Here is an 18,400-nt window from a genome sequence, read left to right as displayed (position 1 = left end):
CTCGCTCGCACGTCATGCTGAATTTATTTGACTTCGTCGATTTTCAATTCAGCATCTCATAATCAAGATGCCGAAACAATCCTGAATCAGGTTCAGGACGGCATGACGGCAGAAGTGTTCCATTTTTCAAAATCATTATCAAATTAAAAACTATGTTATTCCATTATTTTAAAACGGCATGGCGCAGCCTTGTAGTAAACAGGTTTTACAGCGCACTCAATATTGCCGGGCTGGCTATTGGTTTGGCTACGGGCATTATGCTGCTGCTTTGGGTGCAGAATGAATTTAGCTATAACAAATTCAACAAGCAGTATAAAAATATTTACGAGTTAAGCGCACATTTTCCATCTAACGGAAAAGAAATAATTTGGAGTAGCGTACCTGCGCCGTTGGCGGTATATGCAAAGAATATTCCAAGCATTCAGTCAATGGTGCGTATTGCAGGTGGAGGCGGTATTTTGACAAACCAGACTGAAACAAAAATTATTGATAAGAATAATATTATTTATGCCGATAGTAGTCTCTTGAGCATCTTTGATTTTAAAATATTGAAAGGTAATCCAAATAATTTTTTGTCCGACACGTATTCCGTTGCACTTACGGAAAAAACTGCGAAAAAAATATTCGGTACGGACAATGTGATTGGTAAAGTAATTCGTTATGATAAAAATAATTTTACGGTAACTGCCGTATTAAAAGAAATTCCAAAAAATTCGGATATTCAGGCAGATGCTATTTTTCCGATGGCTTATTATGCGCAACGCTTTACTGCGAACGGCGGTAATGGAAAATGGAAAACTATTGATGTGGATTTGGGCGATTATGGATATACCATTTTTGCACTGCTTAATTCTAATGGAAATCCGCAAAGCGTAGGCAATGCTCTTACCGCAGCATATAAAAATGCAAGAAACGGCGATAGCCAGACTTCTTTTCAACTGCAAAATCTTGGCGATGTTCATCTTATCGGCAACGATGGCGATACTTCGGCTTTGCGAATGGTGGAAATAATGTTGCTTGTAGCCATTTTAATTTTAGTAATTGCAAGCATCAACTATGTCAATCTTTCTACGGCACGCTCGTTGATGCGGCTGAAAGAAGTAAGCGTCAAGAAAATTATCGGCGCGTCCAAGCGGCAATTATTTTTTCAGTTTATTGTAGAAACAGTCGCCTTATTTCTCTGCGCCGGTGTGATTGCTATCGGTTTGATTTTCGTGCTGATGCCTTTGTACAACAATATTTCAGGCAAAGAACTAAGTTTTTCGTTGTCGGACATTCATACGCTTGGTATTTTATTTATTGTGTTCGTTGGGACGCTGCTTGCAGCAAGTATTTATCCTGCCATATTGCTGTCGTCGTTCCAGCCGCTTGCCGTGATGCGCGGAACAAAAATCGCGGGTTTCAAAACCGCTACGTTCCGCAAAATACTGGTGGTGCTGCAATTTACTATTTCGTTTGCGCTACTGGTAAGTACCATAGTTATGAGCAATCAAATGCGTTATATGCGCAACAAAGATTTGGGTTACGACAAAAGTTATGTATTCTCGGTTTCCTTTCCCGACGAGGCTGTACAGCATTTCGACGCTATTAAAACCGAACTGCAAAAAACACACGGCATTTTAAGCGCAGGAACTTCCGATGCTTATGATATTTCAAACGTGGGTAGCTCAACTGGAGATATTGAATGGAGTGGTAAACCGATAAATGAGAATATGGTTATTTCTCAGCTTTTCGCAGATAAAGATTTTATTCCTACCATGAAATATCACTTTATCGAAGGCGGCAATTTTTCCGGTACGCCTGCCGACAGTAATAGATTTATTTTAAACGAAACAGCTGTTAAGGCAATGGGATTAAAGCCGCCGTATGTGGGGCAGCAAATAACTTTTCACGAATGGAAAGGACCAATTATTGGCGTACTGAAAGATTTTAATTTTGAGCCATTGACCGAAGCTATCAGCCCAATTATATTTTACAGTTGGCGATACGGTAATATGTTGTATGTGCGCACCACCGGCACTGAAGCGCAAAATGCCATTGCCGCTGTGGAAAAAGAATATAAAAAATACAACACGAGCAAAACGCCTTTCAGTTATAACTTTTTGGACAAAAGTTTTGAAGCGCATTACCGTTCGCAGCAGCGCACCGGCACACTGTTTACCACCTTTGCAGCAATTGCTATTTTTATTTCCTGCCTCGGTTTGTTTGGCTTGGCAACTTACACGGCGCAGGTAAAAACCAAAGAAATAGGCATTCGCAAAGTGTTGGGCGCAAGTGTCGGCAGCATAGTACAACTCATCAGTAAAGATTTTTTAAAGCTTGTAATTATCGCTGTTGTGATTGCAACGCCGTTGGCTTACTGGGCAATGCACAAATGGCTGCAGGGCTTTGCATACAAAATAGGCATCGGCGTATTCACATTCATCATCGCGGCTGTGATAGTGATGCTGATTGCGTTTGCGACGATTGGCTTCAAAGCGTTTAAAGCGGCAAGAGCCAATCCGGTAAAGAGTTTGAAAACGGAATAGTCTGAACTGGAATTATTTGGATTTATATGATTTATAGGAAAATGAAAAAATAATAATGAACAAGAATATCAACGATGAACACGCCGGCACACGTCATGCTGAACTCGTTTCAGCATCTCAAAGGAAGAAATAATATAGATGCCGAAATAAATTCGGCATGACGGCAAAGGTGTTCCGGTTTTCAATGGCATTATCACATTATTAAATTAAAAAATTGAACAAGAAAATAAAATGCGAACACGATAGCGCCCGTCATTTCGACGATAGGAGAAATCTCAACAAGCAAAATGAGATTCCTCACTCGTTCCTCGTTCGGAATGACGCGAAGAATAAATAACAATTAAACAATAAATCAATTCAACAAATTTTCAAAAACAAATAAAAATAAAACAATGATTAAAATTACCAATCTCGAAAAGGTGTACCGCACCGATTTGATAGAAACGGTTGCACTAAACAAAATGTCATTCGACGTAAAGAAAGGCGAATTTGTTGCCATTATGGGACCGTCCGGCTGCGGCAAGTCCACACTGCTCAATATTCTCGGTTTGCTGGATGATTGTAATGGTGGAAGTTTTCTCTTTGACGGAATTGAAGTTGCGAACTTTAACGAGCAAAAGCGCGCCGACCTTCGTAAGAAGAACATCGGCTTTGTGTTCCAGAGCTTTAATTTGATTGACGAATTGACGACTTACGAAAACGTAGAGCTGCCGTTGATTTACAACAATGTGAAGGCTTCGGACAGAAAAGAAATGGTAGAAGAAGCATTGGACAAAATGCAAATTATGCACCGTAAAAACCATTATCCGCAACAGCTTTCGGGCGGTCAGCAGCAGCGTGTAGCCGTTGCCCGCGCCGTAGTGAATAAGCCGAAACTTATACTTGCGGATGAACCTACCGGAAACCTCGATTCGCACAACGGCAGCGAAGTGATGGATATGCTTACCACGCTCAATGAGCAAGGCACTACTATCATTATGGTTACGCACAGCGAGCATGATGCAAAGTTTGCGCACCGCATCATCCGTATGCTTGACGGCGAAAAGGTTACGGAAAATATTTTGAGAGAACTGGATTATGTACATGATTAAATCAATTAGTAATTAATAATTGAGCGCGAAAGTGAAATATGAACGCGGCTGCGCCGTCATTTCGACGACAGGAGAAATCTCAACAAGCACAATGAGATTCCTCACTCGTTCCTCGTTCGCAATGACGACAAACGTGTTCCGGTTTCAAAAGCATTTTCAAATTGTCTTATTTTCAAATTAAAAAATTATGACAAACAGTTATTTTAAATCGGCGTGGCGCAATCTCAGACGCAACAAGACTTTCAGCGTATTGAACATTGCCGGGCTTGCCGTAGGCATTGCGTGCGCGAGCCTCATTTTTTTGTGGGTGGAATACAATGTAACGTATGACCATTCCATTCCCGATTTGAACAATATTTACCTGATAGAGAATAACCAGACTTACGGTAAGGATATGTACACTTTCCGCGCTACGCCGTTCCGTGTAAAAGATGCGTTGCTTCAACAGTTTCCCGGCGTGGAAAATGCTTCGCGTTACAGCGATGCAGGCGCTACCATCGCTTTGGGCGATAAACATTTGTCGCAATCGGGTGCCTATGTAGATTCTGCTTTCTTTAAAATGTTCGGACTGCCTTTGGTGGAAGGAAATACAAATAATATATTGAACGATATATCGCAAATTGCCATTTCGCAAAAGCTGGCAACGGCATATTTTGGCAATAAAGATGCAATCGGGAAAACATTATTGGTGGACAACAAGCCGTACAAAGTTTCTGCCGTGTACAAAGATTTTCCGCAGAATATTCAGTTCGCCGGCAAGGATTTTTTTCTTCCGTTTCAGGTAAATTATAATGAAAATAAAAACTGGGACAGTTGGGGAAATAACAGTTGCGGCACTTGGGTCCAACTCAATCCGAAAGCAAATTATGCTTCGGTAAATGCGCAACTTGAAAAACTGATTAAGCAAAATGACCCGGGCAATACGAATGTTTTGTGGCTGTATCCTTTAAAAAGATTGAATTTGTATGGTGTGTTTGTCAATGGAAAAGAAGACGCTTCTTTGGGAACAATTCAAAATGTAAAAATGTTTTCATTCATCGCGTTGATTATTTTAATTATCGCCTGTATCAATTTTATGAATCTTTCCACCGCGCGCAGCGAGAAGCGTGCAAAGGAAATAGGGATGCGCAAAGTGCTGGGTTCTACGCGCAGAGATTTGGTTGGCAGACTGTTGTCCGAATCGTTGATTGTGGCTTATGTTGCCGTAATACTTGCGGTTATTGTTGTGGCTTGCGTATTGCCTTTGTTCAGCAGCTTGATTGGCATTCATCTGCAATTAAATGTATTGGCGCCTTCGCATATTTTGTTCCTGATTATTACCGGCGGCATTTGCGGAATTGTTGCAGGCAGCTATCCTGCGTTGTACTTATCATCGTTCAATCCGGTGCGCGCATTGAAAAACCAAATTACGAAAAACGCAGGCAATGCAGGCATTGTGCGGAAAATATTGGTGGTGTTGCAGTTTACCATTTCGGTAATTATCATTATTGCAGTGATCGTTGTGTATAAGCAAATTCAATTTACCAAAAACAGAGACTTAGGATTTAAGAAAGATAATGTGCTGTATGTAAGCGTTACGCCCAATTTGATGAAAGGTTATCCATCGCTAAAGCAAAATATTTTAAGTACGAATGATGTGAGCGATGTTTCGCTCGGCTCTCATTCGCCGATGAAAATGTACAACAACGGCGGTGGCGCCAGTTGGGAAGGCAAAAGTGCAACGGAAGACGTATTAGTTACTTACGTAAGTGCCGATGCTGATTATCTCAAAACTTTCGGTATAAAACTAAAAGACGGAACCGCCTTTTCGGAAAACCCAAGCCTGGATAGCACGAACGTTATTATCAACGAATCTTTTGCAAAACTGATGGGAAAAGCAGGGCACGTAGGCGGAAAAATATGGTGGGGCGATGACCAGCAACAAGCCGTTACCATCAAGGCAATTACGAAAGATTTTGTATATAACGAGATGAATGAAATGCATCCCGCGCCTTTGTTATTTCAAAACAATCCATCGGGCTGTAACTATATTTTCATGAAGCTGAAACCCACGCAGGACTTACAGGGAACGCTTTCCAGGCTGCAAAAAGTTTTCCGTAAGGCAGATGCTTCGCAGCCTTTTGATTATCATTTTGTGGATAAAGACTTTGAACAAAAGTTCAGGCAGCAACAGTTTGTTGGGTCGCTGGCAACCATTTTCGGTGCGTTGGCAGTCTTTATTTCTTGTTTGGGATTATTGGGTTTATCGGCATTTATGGCAGAGCAAAGAACCAAAGAAATAGGCGTGCGCAAAGTGCTGGGCGCATCGGTAAAGTCTATTGTGATGCTGTTGTCGAAAGATTTTTTGAAACTGGTTTTGCTGTCGTGCATTATTGCGTTTCCGCTCGCGTTTTGGTTTATGCACCATTGGCTGCAAAGCTACGCTTACCGCACCGGTATCAGTTGGTACATTTTCGCAGTAGCCGCAGTATTGGCAATGCTGATTGCGTTTGTAACCGTGAGTTCGCAAGCGTTGAGAGCCGCAAGAACCAATCCGGTAAAGAGTTTAAAAACGGAATAATGAACCATGATATAAAGATTATTTAAAGAAATATGAACATACTTGAACGTCATTACGGGAAAAAGAGAGGAATGAACGACGAAGCAATCTCAACAAACATTACGAGATTGCTTCGCTCGCAATGACGCCAAAGGTTTTCGTTTTACTCAGAAATCAATTTCAAATTATTAGACTATGTTCAAGCTCTATTTTAAAACAGCATGGAGAAACCTTACTAAATATAAGAGTTTTTCGGTTATCAATTTAATAGGACTAACATTTGGACTGGCAAGTGTTATTACTTTATCGTTTCTGATGTATCAGGGAATGACGTCCAACGGTCAGTTCAAAAACAAAGACAGAATGGCTTATGTGCGAACCAAAATTTCGGACGGCTCCGTTTATCGGCAAACAACTTATCCGTTCCTGGATGCGGTGCTGAAACAATGTCCGCAAGTAGAAGCAGGCACGCATTTACAACAATGGTATGCGCCGTGGTTGAAAGTCGGCAACAAGGAATTTCAGGACGAGACCTATTTTGTAGATTCTTCTTTCTTCAAAGTATTTTCCTTTCCGCTTAAATACGGAAAAATACAGTCTATATTAAGTAATAAATACAACGTTGTTTTAAGCGAAGAAGAAGCCGTAAAATTTTTCGGTAATGTCAATCCTGTGGGGAAAACCCTTGTTGCGGACGATTCGGTTTCACTAACTGTTACCGGTGTTATGAAAAGTATTCCAACCAATACAACGCTTCGCCCCGATGTATTATTGACCACAAGTTTGCTGAAAGATAATAAAGGTTTTATAAACAATGCTAACTGGTACAACACCTTTGCAGAAAGTTATTTGCTGTTAAAACCCAATGCCGATACGGCTTTGCTGAATAAACAATTGAATGAAATTGCCCGAAAAAATTATTTGTCCGATACTAAAGACTTGTATTTAATGCTTACGCCGTTTAAGGATTTTGTGCGCAACGAATCGGGCAATCTTACCAACGTAATGATAAAAGGACAGGCAGGCATGATTATATTCATACTGCTGATTTTAATGATTAACCTGGTCAATCTTAACACGGCAACGATGTATAACCGCGCCAAAGAAGTCGCCGTAAAAAAGATAATAGGAAGCAAGCGCAGGCAAATAGTAATGCAGTTCTGTATTGAAAACGGCATCATCATTTTCACATCGTTACTGTTGTCATTATTCTTATTTTATTTCCTGCTGCTTCCGCAAATCAATCATATCATACAATCTACATTCGGAAAAATGGTTCCCGATATGCAACACGATTATCCGCTGTTGCTTTGGTTTATCGCAGGCTCATTTGTAATTGCCGTCGTTGTTGCAAGTTATCCTGCGTTTCATTTAAACTCTTTAAAAATTACGGATGTAGTTAAAGGAAAAATCTCAGGAAAGAATAAAAAAAGCTACGGGCGGAATATTTTTATCACGTTACAGTTTGTTTTGGCGATAATATGTATCGGCGTTACATTGATTTTGACCAGCCAGATTCATTACATGAAGCGTGCTGCGCTCGGCTTTGACAAAGAAAATATTATTACAGCCGATATGGATTTGGCTTTTAAAAATGAGAAAACAGCGGCAGCGCAATTTGATGCATTGCTAAACAAACTGAAGAATAATCCTTACATAAAAAGCGTATCCACAAGTAACGATATTCCGTCTTCTTATTCCAATAACAGCGATACTTATCTGGATGCAGTATCAAGTAAAAAAATCCACCTGCAATATTTTTCGGTTGATGCAGGCTTGCTTCCGACTTATAAAATGCAATTGCTGCAAGGAGAAAATTTTACAAACATTCCGCAAAAATCAATGGGCGCAAAGGTTATCATCAACGAAGCCGCGATGAAAGCGTTTGGCTGGCAAAATGCCGTAGGCAAGCAAATCAGCGGCGGCAGCGGCAAGGGTGAAATGGAAACAATTATAGGCGTTGTAAAAGATTTTCATTACGCCAATCTCATGCAGAATGTACGACCGTTGCTTTTGTATTATAATGGCAAACAAGGTTTGAATGCAGAGTATTTGAGTATTAAAACAGATGCGCAGCATGTGAAAGCCGTTGGAGAGTTGTTGCAAAAAGAGTTTGCCAAAATACCATCGCGCAGGACTTTCAGCTATGAACTGCTGGACGATAAAATAAGTCATCAATACTCTTTGCTCGACGGTATTTTGAAAGTAACTAATTATGTTTCGCTCTTGCTGATAGTGATTGCTTCGATGGGGCTTTTCGGATTGGTAAATTTATTCGCAAAGCAACGTGTGAAAGAAATAGGTATCAGAAAAGTATTCGGCGCCAGCAATGCAAGTATTGTAAAGTTGCTGTCGCAAAATTATTTCATGCTTATTTGCATTGCTTCTGCAATTGCGCTGCCATTGGTTTATATATTGATGAATAAATGGCTGCAGGATTTTGCTACGCGCATTCAAATAAGCTGGCTGTTGCTTTTGTCCGCTTCGCTGATAACGCTTTTAATCGCCATGGGCATCGTTTTGTATCAGGCATTAAAAGCCGCACGCGCCAATCCTGTCAAGAGTTTGAAGACAGAATAAGCCTGAAAAATATTGACGAACTATAAACAAAAAACCATGCTGAAGAATTATTTTCTCATTGCCCTGCGCAGCTTTAAAAAAGATAAGACGAATGCGCTCATCAGTCTTTCGGGATTGATTGTAGGTTTGACTTGCGTGATGCTGATTGTGGGTTACATTCGTTACGAAACTTCGTTTGATACGAGCTATAGTAATTCGGACAGGATATACAGAGTTATTTCGGATGATAAAAGAGGTAATGCGCAAGAGCGTTCCGGAGGCATTCCCGATGCTTTCGGAGCAACGGCTGCGCGCGAAATCCCTGAAATAGAAGCGCAAACGCCCATTGTTCTTTATAATAAAAATGTGCTTATTAAGAATGAGTATGTTCAAATAAAAGCCTGCCGTGCCGACAGTTTGTTTTTTCAAATATTCAATTTTCAATTTTTATACGGCGATTCTAAAACAGCTTTATCAAATGTAAATAATGTTGTAATTGCCCAGTCGTTGGCAAAAAAAATATATGGAACAGATAATGCCGTAGGAAAAGATTTTAACGGGCGGGGAAATGATAAACATTACATAGTTGCCGCCGTTGTCAAGGACATTCCGTCAAACAGTTTTATGACTGCGGACGCTTTTTTCTTAGATCAGGAACAATACGGCGCATTGGATGTTTCAAGCGGTTATAGTGAAACAAGCTCTTTTATTCTTTTAAGTAAAAATGCTTCCGTTACAACGCTTTCACAGAAGATAAAACAGCTTTGCCACAAATACAATATGGACAATTTCCATTTTGAATTTCAACCTGTACAGAAAATACATTTACACTCATCAGACATAAAAGACCAGGGAAACAATTATCGTTTAGGCGACATAAAATACATCTACATTTACGGGTGTATTGCATTGCTTATCTTAATCATCGGCTGTATCAATTTTATCAATCTTACTATTGCGCGCAGTTTGGAAAGAACGAAAGAAGTAGGCGTGCGCAAAGTGTTTGGAGCGCAAAAAGTACAATTGATATTACAGTTTATTGGCGAATCGTTATTGTATTTTGCAATTGCCATACCAGTGGCATTTTTATTAGCTTACACTCTGTGGCAAGCCTTTACATCGTTGCTCAATATTCAGGCGGATATTTCTTTTTTAATGAACATTGGCACATTGCTTATCATTATCGGTATTTGTGTTTTTTCAACATTATTGTCGAGCTGGTATCCTGCGTTTTTCCTTTCGCGGTTGGAGCCTGTGAGTTCGCTGAGAGGCGGCAGGAGCAATGGTTTCCGTGTAAGTCTTGGTTTGAGAAAATCGTTGATTGTAATTCAATTTACCATTTCCATTATGCTGATTGTAGCGACCATTGTGGTACACACACAATTAAGTTATCTGGACAATGCGCCGTTGGGTTTTAATAAAAATAATTTGCTGACCTTTTCAGTTCCTTATGGTAATCATGGTAGTGATGCATTTACAAATAAACTGCTGCAAAACTCCGATATTCAATTATTAACTTTTTCAGGATTGCATATTGCGAATTATTATGGAGGAACGTCTTCAATGGATAATCCCAAAGACTCTACCAAGCAATTAAACTTTGCTTTCATTGATGCTGATTTTAATTTTGTTAAAACATTCCAAATACCAATAATTGAAGGGAGAGATTTTTCGACAAAGCATCCTTCGGATATAATTGACTATAATGCTTTAGAAGACATTGAAGAAAAAAAGAATGAAGTCCGAAAGAAAAATCATGAACCAATGGTAAATTTTTTAGAAACCATTGAACCTAATAGACCTGTAATTGTTTCGGAAAATTTAGTCAAGGCAATTGGTTTAGAAAATCCGATTGAGCAACGTGTACATATGGGTGCGTTTCAGGGAACAATTATCGGTATCATCAAAGATTTCAGAGGAATGTCTTTGAAAGAAGAAAATCCGTTTATTGTGATAAGATGTTATTCAAATGAATATGCAGGACAAGCTTATTTAAGAATAAATGCAACAAATACCAATGCAACCATTAATTATATTTCAAAACAATTCAAACAATTTTTTCCTAAAGATAAATTCGACTTCTCTTTTGTAGATGACCGCATTGCGCATTTGTACGACTTGGAAATAAGACTCACGAAGCTGTTCAACATTTTTGCTTTTCTTGCCATCATTATTTCCTGCACGGGATTATTCAGTTTGGTCTCTTTAATGGTTCGTAAAAGAACGAAAGAAATAGGCATTCGTAAAATAATGGGCGCATCGGTGAAAGATATTGTACTACTCATCAGCAAAGATTTTATCCGGCTCATTATTATTTCATTCATCATTGCAACGCCGTTGGCGTATATTGCCATGAATAAATGGCTGCAAGGCTATGCCAACAAAACAAAAATTTATTGGTGGATATTTGCCATCGCGGGTGTTGTTGCTTTTATCATCGCGTTTGCAAGCATCGGCTTTAAATCCGTTGCCGCCGCCAAAGCCAATCCTGTCGATAGTTTGCGCGATGAATGATAGTCTGTCTGAACCATGATTTATGGGATTTATATGATTAATAGGAAAATAAAAAGATAAGAATGAAGATGAATATAAAACATGAACCCGACAGCACGTCATTGCGAGGAGCAAGGTAGCCTGTCCTGAATTTATTTCAGGAACTGACGTGGCAATCTCAACAAGTGTAATGAGATTCCTCACTCGTTCCTCGTTCGGAATGACGGCATAGCGGACAACCGATAACAAATAACAGACAACAATAAAACAAAAATAATGATACAACTACAACACGTTTCAAAATGGGTTACTACAGGTAACGCGCGCACATTTCTTTTGAAAGACATTCATCTCGAAATCAAACAGGGCGAATTTGTTTCCATCATGGGACCTTCCGGTTCGGGCAAATCCACTTTGCTCAATGTTATCGGTATGCTCGATGACGCGGATGAAGGCGCTTATACATTTATGGATGAAGATGTTTTCAAACTCAAAGAAAAACAAAGAGGCGAATTGCACAAACACCACATCGGCTTTGTGTTTCAGGCTTATCATTTGATTGATGAACTCACGGTTTATGAAAACATCGAAACGCCTTTGTTGTATCAAAGCATCAAAACATCGGAACGGCAAGCGATTGTTGCGGACATACTTGATAAGTTTAATATTGTGGGTAAAAAAGATTTGTTTCCGCCGCAGCTTTCCGGCGGGCAACAACAACTTGTGGGCATTGCGCGCGCGTTGGTCGCAAAACCAAAATTGATTTTGGCTGATGAGCCGACAGGAAACCTCAACTCTAAACAAGGCGAAGAAATCATGCAACTCTTCAAGCAACTGAACGAGGAAGAAGGCGTAACCATTGTGCAGGTGACGCACTCCGAAAAAAACGCTGCGTATGGGGCGCGCATCATAGAATTGTTAGACGGAAGGGTTGTTTCGGTGTAAATCGCAAATAAGAAAATTTATATTTGCAGTTTTTGAATCAACTGCAAATAAGAAAATTTATATTTGCACTTATGCAAACAAAAGATATTAGGGAATTTGAAGCAGGAAAATGGGTTCAAAGGCTTGAATATAAAAGCTTTATGCCCAATAAAATCAATCTGCAATGGTTGGTGGGGAATCCTGTTTTGCAAAATCTTTTAAGCGAAGCCAACAGGCATATAGGTCGGTTAGATGCATTTTCGGAATTAATCCCTAACATAGATTATTTTATCAAAATGCATGTAACCAAAGAAGCGACCGTTTCTTCCAAAATTGAAGGTACCCAAACTTCTTTTGAGGAAGCGCTCGTCAAAGAGTCTGATATTAATCCGGAAAAAAGAGATGACTGGAAAGAAGTTCACAGTTACATACAGGCTGTAAACGATGCTATTGCTGCTATGGAAAAATTGCCCATATCAACAAGGCTTATCAGGCAGACACATGAGAAATTGTTACAAGGAGTGAGGGGTAAAGACAAAATGCCGGGCGAATACAGAAGCAGTCAAAACTGGATTGGCGGCAGCCTGAAAAATGCAGTTTTTGTTCCGCCTGCACACGATGAGATTCCGGACCTGATGCATGATTTGGAACAGTTTATCAATGCGGAAATCATGGAGTCGCCCGTTCGCGTTCCGCATCTGGTAAAAATTGCAATTATCCATTATCAGTTTGAAACAATACATCCGTTTCTGGACGGCAATGGCAGAATTGGCAGGTTGCTCATCACATTGTATTTGCACGATAAAAAAATACTTTCGCATCCGACACTTTATTTGTCGGATTTCTTTGAACGGAATCGTGCTGAATATTACGACAGGCTGATGAGGGTAAGAACACACAATGAATTGGAACCATGGGTACAATTCTTTTTGGAAGGCGTTTTAGAAACAGCCTGTAAAAGCATCAATACATTTCAAAATATTATTAAGCTACGCAATGATGTTGAATTGAACAAATTGATAACACTCGGAAGAAAACAGCAGGATGCGCGCAAGCTGGTTAATGAATTATACAAGCAGCCGATAACAGACGGCGCACAAATAGCGGAAACATTGCAGGTTCATGCATCTACCGCTAACAGGTTAATTACAGACCTTGTTCAACTTGGCGTACTTACTGAGCTTACAGGATATAAGCGTAATCGTATCTATTCCTTTGAGCCTTATATAAAATTATTTTAGTTGTAGGTCAGAAATAGGAAATGGCTTCATTTAACTACAAAAACTTTCGTTACTTTAATGCGATAAAAATGAGCGCTTATGTCTTCTTTAAAAAGAGCGACCGTTATGGTTGTGGACGACGACACGGATGTATTGACAGCCGTGCGGTTGCTTCTGCGACCGGAAGTCAAAGAAATTATCACGGAAAAAAATCCTGAATTGCTGTTATCTGTTTTGGAAAAAACACAGGTCGATTTGTTGTTCCTCGACATGAACTATAAATCGGCTGTAAATACCGGCAACGAGGGAATTTACTGGCTGCAAAAAATAAAAAAATTGTATCCCGATTTACCCATCGTGATGATTACGGCTTATGCCGATATTGACCTTGCGGTAAAATCTTTAAAGCTCGGCGCAACCGATTTTATGGTAAAACCCTGGCAGAACGACAGGTTGCTGGAAAGCATAAAATCAATTTACAAAAACAGCTCATTGCTGCGAAATGCTGATGAACAAAGAGCTGCAGACAATAAACTGATTGGCAACAGCGCCGTAATGCAGGATGTTTTTTATAAGCTCGAAAAAATAGCGCCTACCGATGCCAATATTTTAATTCTCGGCGAAAACGGAACGGGAAAGGATTTAATTGCGGAAGCTATTCATCGAAAATCGTTGCGAGGCAAACAGCCTTATATAAAAGTGGATGTAGGCGCATTGACCGAAAGTCTTTTTGAAAGCGAACTGTTCGGGCACAAAAAAGGCGCCTTTACCGATGCGCGAGAAGACAGAACCGGACGGTTTGAAGAAGCCAACAACGGCACTTTGTTTTTGGATGAAATCGGCAATATTTCACTGGCGCAGCAATCAAGGTTGCTCACTGTTTTGCAAAGCCGTTACATCATTCCTTTGGGAAGCAATCAAAAGACAGATTTGAACATTCGCCTGATATGTGCAACCAATGTGCCGCTTAATGTTTTGGGCGATGAACGAAAATTTCGTAAAGATTTAATTTATCGTATCAACACCGTTGAAATTAATGTGCCACCATTGCGCGAACGCTTTGGCGACATTCCTTTGCTGGCAGAGCATTTTGCAAAAATCTACGGCGAAAAATACGGCAAGCTGAACATTGGGTTTTCCAAAGAAGCCATGCTGAAGATGGAACTGTATCACTTTCCCGGCAATGTTCGCGAATTGCAGTACGCAGTTGAACGCGCCGTAATCATGAACGAAACAAATGAAATAGAAGCACGGGAAATTATTTTTTCGCCCATTGAAAATATGTATGATAATGTCGAAAATAAAGTTGAAACCAATCTCGTTTTGGTGGAACGCAATGCAATATTAAAAGCGATTGAAAGGCGCGACGGCAATATCTCCAAAGCGGCAAAAGACCTGGGAATAACGCGGGCTGCGCTTTACAGAAAACTGAACAAGCATGAGATATGAAATTAAAGTAGCATACATTCCATGAAACAATCGAAAAAATACATCTTCTCATTACTTGGAATATTGATGATATCTGCTGTTGCAGCGACGTTGCTGTTCGTTTTCCATTATAAAATTGCGGGATGTATTTTAACTGTAATATTTTTTATTACAGTTTTATTTTTATACAGAATCATCAAAGAAATTTATAGAGAGTTTTTCGATTTTGTGGAAGCGTTGCGTTACCGGGACCTTTCTCAACGTTTTTCGATTGAACACTCGCCTAAGCATTTAAAGCTTTTCAGAAGTGGTTTCAATACTATTGCAGAAGAATATAAAAAGCTGAGCTTTGAAAAAACGACCCAATTCCATTACCTGCAAAACGTGCTGGAAATGGTGGATACAGGCATTATGGCGTATGAAATTGTTTCCGGCGAAGTGATTTGGATAAACCAATTAATGAAAGACTATTTGCGTCCGCCTGTTCTGAAAAATATGCAGTCGCTCAAAAAATATGCGCCGAAAGTTTTTGCCGAAATTGTTGCCATGCCTGCAAAAGAGCAAAAAGTAATTACCGTAACGCGACCCGAAGATGAATTAAAACTCTTGATTGCGGCAAGCACATTTTCTACTCAGGAAAAAACATTTAAACTGATTGCAGTTCAAAAAGTGGATGAAACGCTGGATATTACAGAATCGGAAGCGTGGAAAAAATTGTTGCGCGTGCTCACGCACGAAATCATGAATTCCATTGCGCCCATTTCTTCCGTTGCAGCCACTTTACAAAACAGGTTGAATAGCGTAGAATCTTCTGAAAAGCTTTCTGCAAGCGACTTTCAGGATTTTGAAGATGGCATTGCAACCATAAAATCGCGCAGCAACGGTTTGTTGAAATTTGCAGAATCGTACAGAAACCTGAATAAAATAGGTGCAATAAATCCATCTGTTTTTCATCTGCACGATTTATTTGAATCTTTGCTCACACTGATGAGTCCGATGATGGAACAACGAAATATTTCGTTTGATATTATCTTAAAAAACCCTACGCTTGAAATCCAAGCCGATAGAGAATTACTGGAACAGCTCCTGATTAATCTTCTGCTTAACGCCGCAGATGCCGTTAAAGACAAAGACGAAAAAGAAATTTTATTGATTGGCGAAACGTTTGAACAATATAAACCTATTATTAAAGTTCGTGATAATGGCAATGGAATGGACAAAGAAATGATTGATAAAATTTTCATTCCTTTTTTTACCACCAAAAAAGCCGGAAGTGGTATCGGGCTTAGCCTGTGTAAACAGATTATGTTGCTGCACAAAGGCTCTATCCAAGTAAAATCAATAGTTGGCGAGGGAACCATTTTTAGTTTACATTTTTAATAAATAAGGAGAAAGTCTATTTTTCCAATTCCGTAACACCGCCCGAAATCACAAATTTCATAGCCTCTGCAGAATGAATTTCATTTTCTATAAACCTGATTTTATCTTTTGGTACAAGGTAAGTCATTCCCGAAATTGCATAGGAAAACGGAACATAAACAATCACGTGTTCGGGCAAGTGAAACTTGTTTGCATCTGTTTGCGTAATAAACCCGATGCGCCACACATCTGTGGCATCGACATTTACCATTACGGGCTTGTCAAATTTTTTCTGGCTGCCCGAAAATGCTTTCAGAAAATCTTTTACCGAAGAATAAATCAGTTTAATGCCCGGTGTCTTCTCCAGCAATGAGCCGAGAAAATCCAGCAAATGTCCGAAAATAAACGACGAAGACGCCCGACCAATCAGCATCAGTAACAGTACAATCACAATAAAACCTACTCCCGGCATACGATGTTCATCGGGCACTGTTCCTGGCGCAATCTTGGAAAACAGGTTGGGCAACAGGCTGTCAATAGTTGTGAACAACCAAAACACGCAATATACCGTAATGGCAATGGGTGCGATTACCACAATTCCCTGGAACAGGTACTGGAATGCTCTTTTGAGAACAGATTTTATGGATTCATTCATAACGGTAAATTTTACGGTTCAAAATTAAAAACTACATTCGATGAATATTCTTTTATTTCAAAATAAAGAAAATTATTATCATGAATATAGTTATAACAGGCGCTACAAAAGGAATAGGAAGAGCTGTTGTATTTGCATTTGCAAACGATGTGCAATCACATAATTTTTTTGTTTGCGCAAGAAACGAGAATGATTTACAGCATTTAAAAACAGAACTTGTGCATCAATTTCCACGGCACGCCATTTCTGTTTTTGCGTGTGATATGAGTGATAAATTGCAAGTACTTTCATTTGCAAAATCTATTTCCGGTACGGTTGATATACTTATCAATAATGCCGGTATTTATTTTCCCGGAGGTACTTACAACGAAGAAGACGGTGTGCTGGAAAAAATGCTGAGTGTAAATTTACTAAGCGCCTATCATCTTACACGGGCATTGCTGCCGAAAATGATGGAGAAGAAACGGGGACATATTTTTAATATGTGTTCTATCGCTTCTCTGAAAGCGTATGAAAACGGCGGTAGTTATAGTATTAGTAAGTTTGCATTGGCAGGCTTTACGAAAAATCTGCGGGAAGAACTGAAGCCGCATGGAATCAAGGTTTCGGGCGTTTACCCCGGAGCAACTATGAGCGACAGTTGGAAAGGAAGCGGCGTTGATGAAAAAAGAATTATGGAAGCTAATGATATTGCGAAAATGATTCATGCGGCAGCATATCTTTCGCCGCAGGCTGTTATGGAAGATATTGTTCTAAGACCGCAACTGGGCGATTTGTAATTGTTTACGAATGCACCGCATTGCCGATTTCTTTAATCAGGCTTGCATCTTTTTCAATGGCATTGCCTACAACAATTACATCTGCACCGGCATTACAGTTTGCCAATGCTTTTTCGGGTGTGAGAATGCCGCCGCCGACAATTAAAGGTGCATCAATATTTTGTGCCACGCGCGTAATCATGTTTTCGTTCACAGGATTTTTTGCGCCACTGCCGGCATCCATATAAATCAGTTTCAAACCAAGCATTTCTCCCGCAATTGCCGTACACATGGCAATATCATTTTTATCTGCGGGAATAGGAGAAGTATTTGCTATGTACGAAACGGAAGTAGGTGCACCGCCGTCAATGACCATATAGCCTGTAGGAATTACTTCCAGCCCGCTTTGTTTAATCATAGGTGCGCTAATGACGTGCTGACCTATCAGCAATTCAGGATTACGCCCCGAAATCAGCGAGAGAAACAACAGTGCATCGGCATAGCGCGAAACCTGAGACGGCGCGCCGGGAAACAGTACTACGGGAATATCGCAGCTCGATTTTATTTGCTGAATAATATCATCTGTTTTATTGATGACAACCAAGCTGCCGCCTACAAAAAAATAGTCCACTTTGGCATCGATAGAGAGCGCTACCATTTTGTCGATTTGGGTATTATTGATTTTGTCGGGGTCTATCAACACAGCAAAAGATTTTCGCTTAGATTTTTTGCGCTCCGCTAATTGCTGATAAATGTGTTGCTTCATCGAAAAAAGTTTTGTAATGAATATTTTTCAAGGCGTATGCAAAAATGCGGAAAACAACTTAAACATAAAAATAAAAACTA

12 protein-coding genes are annotated in these 18,400 nt (G+C 39.8%); 10 read left to right on the top strand and 2 right to left on the bottom strand.

Translation table 11 applies throughout. The annotated features are described in order from the left end of the window. Positions 1-152 precede the first annotated feature (152 nt). The 9 genes from A9P82_RS11650 (at position 153) to A9P82_RS11610 (ending at position 16,162) form a co-directional block, all read left to right on the top strand. Positions 153-2,528 carry an ABC transporter permease gene (locus A9P82_RS11650; protein ID WP_066207992.1) on the top strand — a complete coding sequence of 792 codons (2,376 nt, stop codon included), beginning with the start codon at positions 153-155 and terminating at the stop codon, positions 2,526-2,528. A 392-nt stretch (positions 2,529-2,920) separates the two neighbouring features. After that, positions 2,921-3,619: an ABC transporter ATP-binding protein gene (locus tag A9P82_RS11645; protein ID WP_066207991.1), complete on the top strand. Its 699-nt coding sequence runs from the start codon at positions 2,921-2,923 to the stop codon at positions 3,617-3,619. Positions 3,620-3,806: 187 nt separating this feature from the next. Further along, on the top strand, positions 3,807-6,179 hold the full coding sequence (locus tag A9P82_RS11640) for an ABC transporter permease (protein ID WP_066207990.1): 2,373 nt from the start codon (positions 3,807-3,809) through the stop codon (positions 6,177-6,179). Between the two features lie 174 nt (positions 6,180-6,353). Then, positions 6,354-8,738, top strand: coding sequence for an ABC transporter permease (locus tag A9P82_RS11635; protein WP_066207989.1), 2,385 nt, complete (start codon positions 6,354-6,356; stop codon positions 8,736-8,738). A 36-nt stretch (positions 8,739-8,774) separates the two neighbouring features. Beyond that, entirely contained in the window at positions 8,775-11,231 is a 2,457-nt protein-coding gene (locus A9P82_RS11630) for an ABC transporter permease (RefSeq protein ID WP_156522676.1), read from the top strand. 255 nt (positions 11,232-11,486) lie between these two features. Beyond that, complete coding sequence (locus A9P82_RS11625) at positions 11,487-12,155, top strand: ABC transporter ATP-binding protein (RefSeq protein ID WP_066207984.1); 669 nt, start codon at positions 11,487-11,489, stop codon at positions 12,153-12,155. Between the two features lie 71 nt (positions 12,156-12,226). After that, positions 12,227-13,375: a Fic family protein gene (locus tag A9P82_RS11620; RefSeq protein ID WP_066209883.1), complete on the top strand. Its 1,149-nt coding sequence runs from the start codon at positions 12,227-12,229 to the stop codon at positions 13,373-13,375. 78 nt (positions 13,376-13,453) lie between these two features. Then, positions 13,454-14,803 (top strand): sigma-54-dependent transcriptional regulator, encoded by a 1,350-nt coding sequence (locus A9P82_RS11615; protein ID WP_066207982.1) that lies wholly within the window; start codon positions 13,454-13,456, stop codon positions 14,801-14,803. A gap of 21 nt (positions 14,804-14,824) precedes the next feature. Beyond that, positions 14,825-16,162, top strand: a complete 1,338-nt coding sequence (locus A9P82_RS11610) for a sensor histidine kinase (RefSeq protein WP_066207979.1) — start codon at positions 14,825-14,827, stop codon at positions 16,160-16,162. A 16-nt stretch (positions 16,163-16,178) separates the two neighbouring features. Here the strand turns inward: A9P82_RS11610 and A9P82_RS11605 are convergent, their stop codons facing one another. Then, a complete protein-coding gene (locus tag A9P82_RS11605; protein WP_066207977.1) occupies positions 16,179-16,796 on the bottom strand; it encodes a DUF502 domain-containing protein in 618 nt (205 codons plus the stop codon). A gap of 80 nt (positions 16,797-16,876) precedes the next feature. Here A9P82_RS11605 and A9P82_RS11600 point away from each other — a divergent pair, with 80 nt between their 5' ends. After that, the gene (locus A9P82_RS11600; RefSeq protein WP_066207976.1) at positions 16,877-17,575 is read left to right on the top strand and encodes an SDR family oxidoreductase; all 699 of its coding nucleotides are present in this window, start codon (positions 16,877-16,879) and stop codon (positions 17,573-17,575) included. A 4-nt stretch (positions 17,576-17,579) separates the two neighbouring features. Here A9P82_RS11600 and A9P82_RS11595 read toward each other — a convergent pair whose 3' ends face one another. Next, positions 17,580-18,320, bottom strand: coding sequence for a phosphoglycerol geranylgeranyltransferase (locus tag A9P82_RS11595; protein ID WP_066207975.1), 741 nt, complete (start codon positions 18,318-18,320; stop codon positions 17,580-17,582). Between the last annotated feature and the right edge of the window lie 80 nt (positions 18,321-18,400).

Source organism: Arachidicoccus sp. BS20 (assembly GCF_001659705.1).
Taxonomy (GTDB): Bacteria; Bacteroidota; Bacteroidia; order Chitinophagales; family Chitinophagaceae; genus Arachidicoccus.
This window is presented reverse-complemented; position numbering and strand designations above follow the sequence as displayed.

Bases quoted from the DNA above. Each gene is read 5' to 3' on its own strand.
- A9P82_RS11650 (WP_066207992.1), top strand. From the start codon at position 153: ATGTTATTCCATTATTTTAAAACGGCATGGCGCAGCCTTGTAGTAAAC.
- A9P82_RS11645 (WP_066207991.1), top strand. From the start codon at position 2,921: ATGATTAAAATTACCAATCTCGAAAAGGTGTACCGCACCGATTTGATA.
- A9P82_RS11640 (WP_066207990.1), top strand. From the start codon at position 3,807: ATGACAAACAGTTATTTTAAATCGGCGTGGCGCAATCTCAGACGCAAC.
- A9P82_RS11635 (WP_066207989.1), top strand. From the start codon at position 6,354: ATGTTCAAGCTCTATTTTAAAACAGCATGGAGAAACCTTACTAAATAT.
- A9P82_RS11630 (WP_156522676.1), top strand. From the start codon at position 8,775: ATGCTGAAGAATTATTTTCTCATTGCCCTGCGCAGCTTTAAAAAAGAT.
- A9P82_RS11625 (WP_066207984.1), top strand. From the start codon at position 11,487: ATGATACAACTACAACACGTTTCAAAATGGGTTACTACAGGTAACGCG.
- A9P82_RS11620 (WP_066209883.1), top strand. From the start codon at position 12,227: ATGCAAACAAAAGATATTAGGGAATTTGAAGCAGGAAAATGGGTTCAA.
- A9P82_RS11615 (WP_066207982.1), top strand. From the start codon at position 13,454: ATGTCTTCTTTAAAAAGAGCGACCGTTATGGTTGTGGACGACGACACG.
- A9P82_RS11610 (WP_066207979.1), top strand. From the start codon at position 14,825: ATGAAACAATCGAAAAAATACATCTTCTCATTACTTGGAATATTGATG.
- A9P82_RS11605 (WP_066207977.1), bottom strand. From the start codon at position 16,796: ATGAATGAATCCATAAAATCTGTTCTCAAAAGAGCATTCCAGTACCTG.
- A9P82_RS11600 (WP_066207976.1), top strand. From the start codon at position 16,877: ATGAATATAGTTATAACAGGCGCTACAAAAGGAATAGGAAGAGCTGTT.
- A9P82_RS11595 (WP_066207975.1), bottom strand. From the start codon at position 18,320: ATGAAGCAACACATTTATCAGCAATTAGCGGAGCGCAAAAAATCTAAG.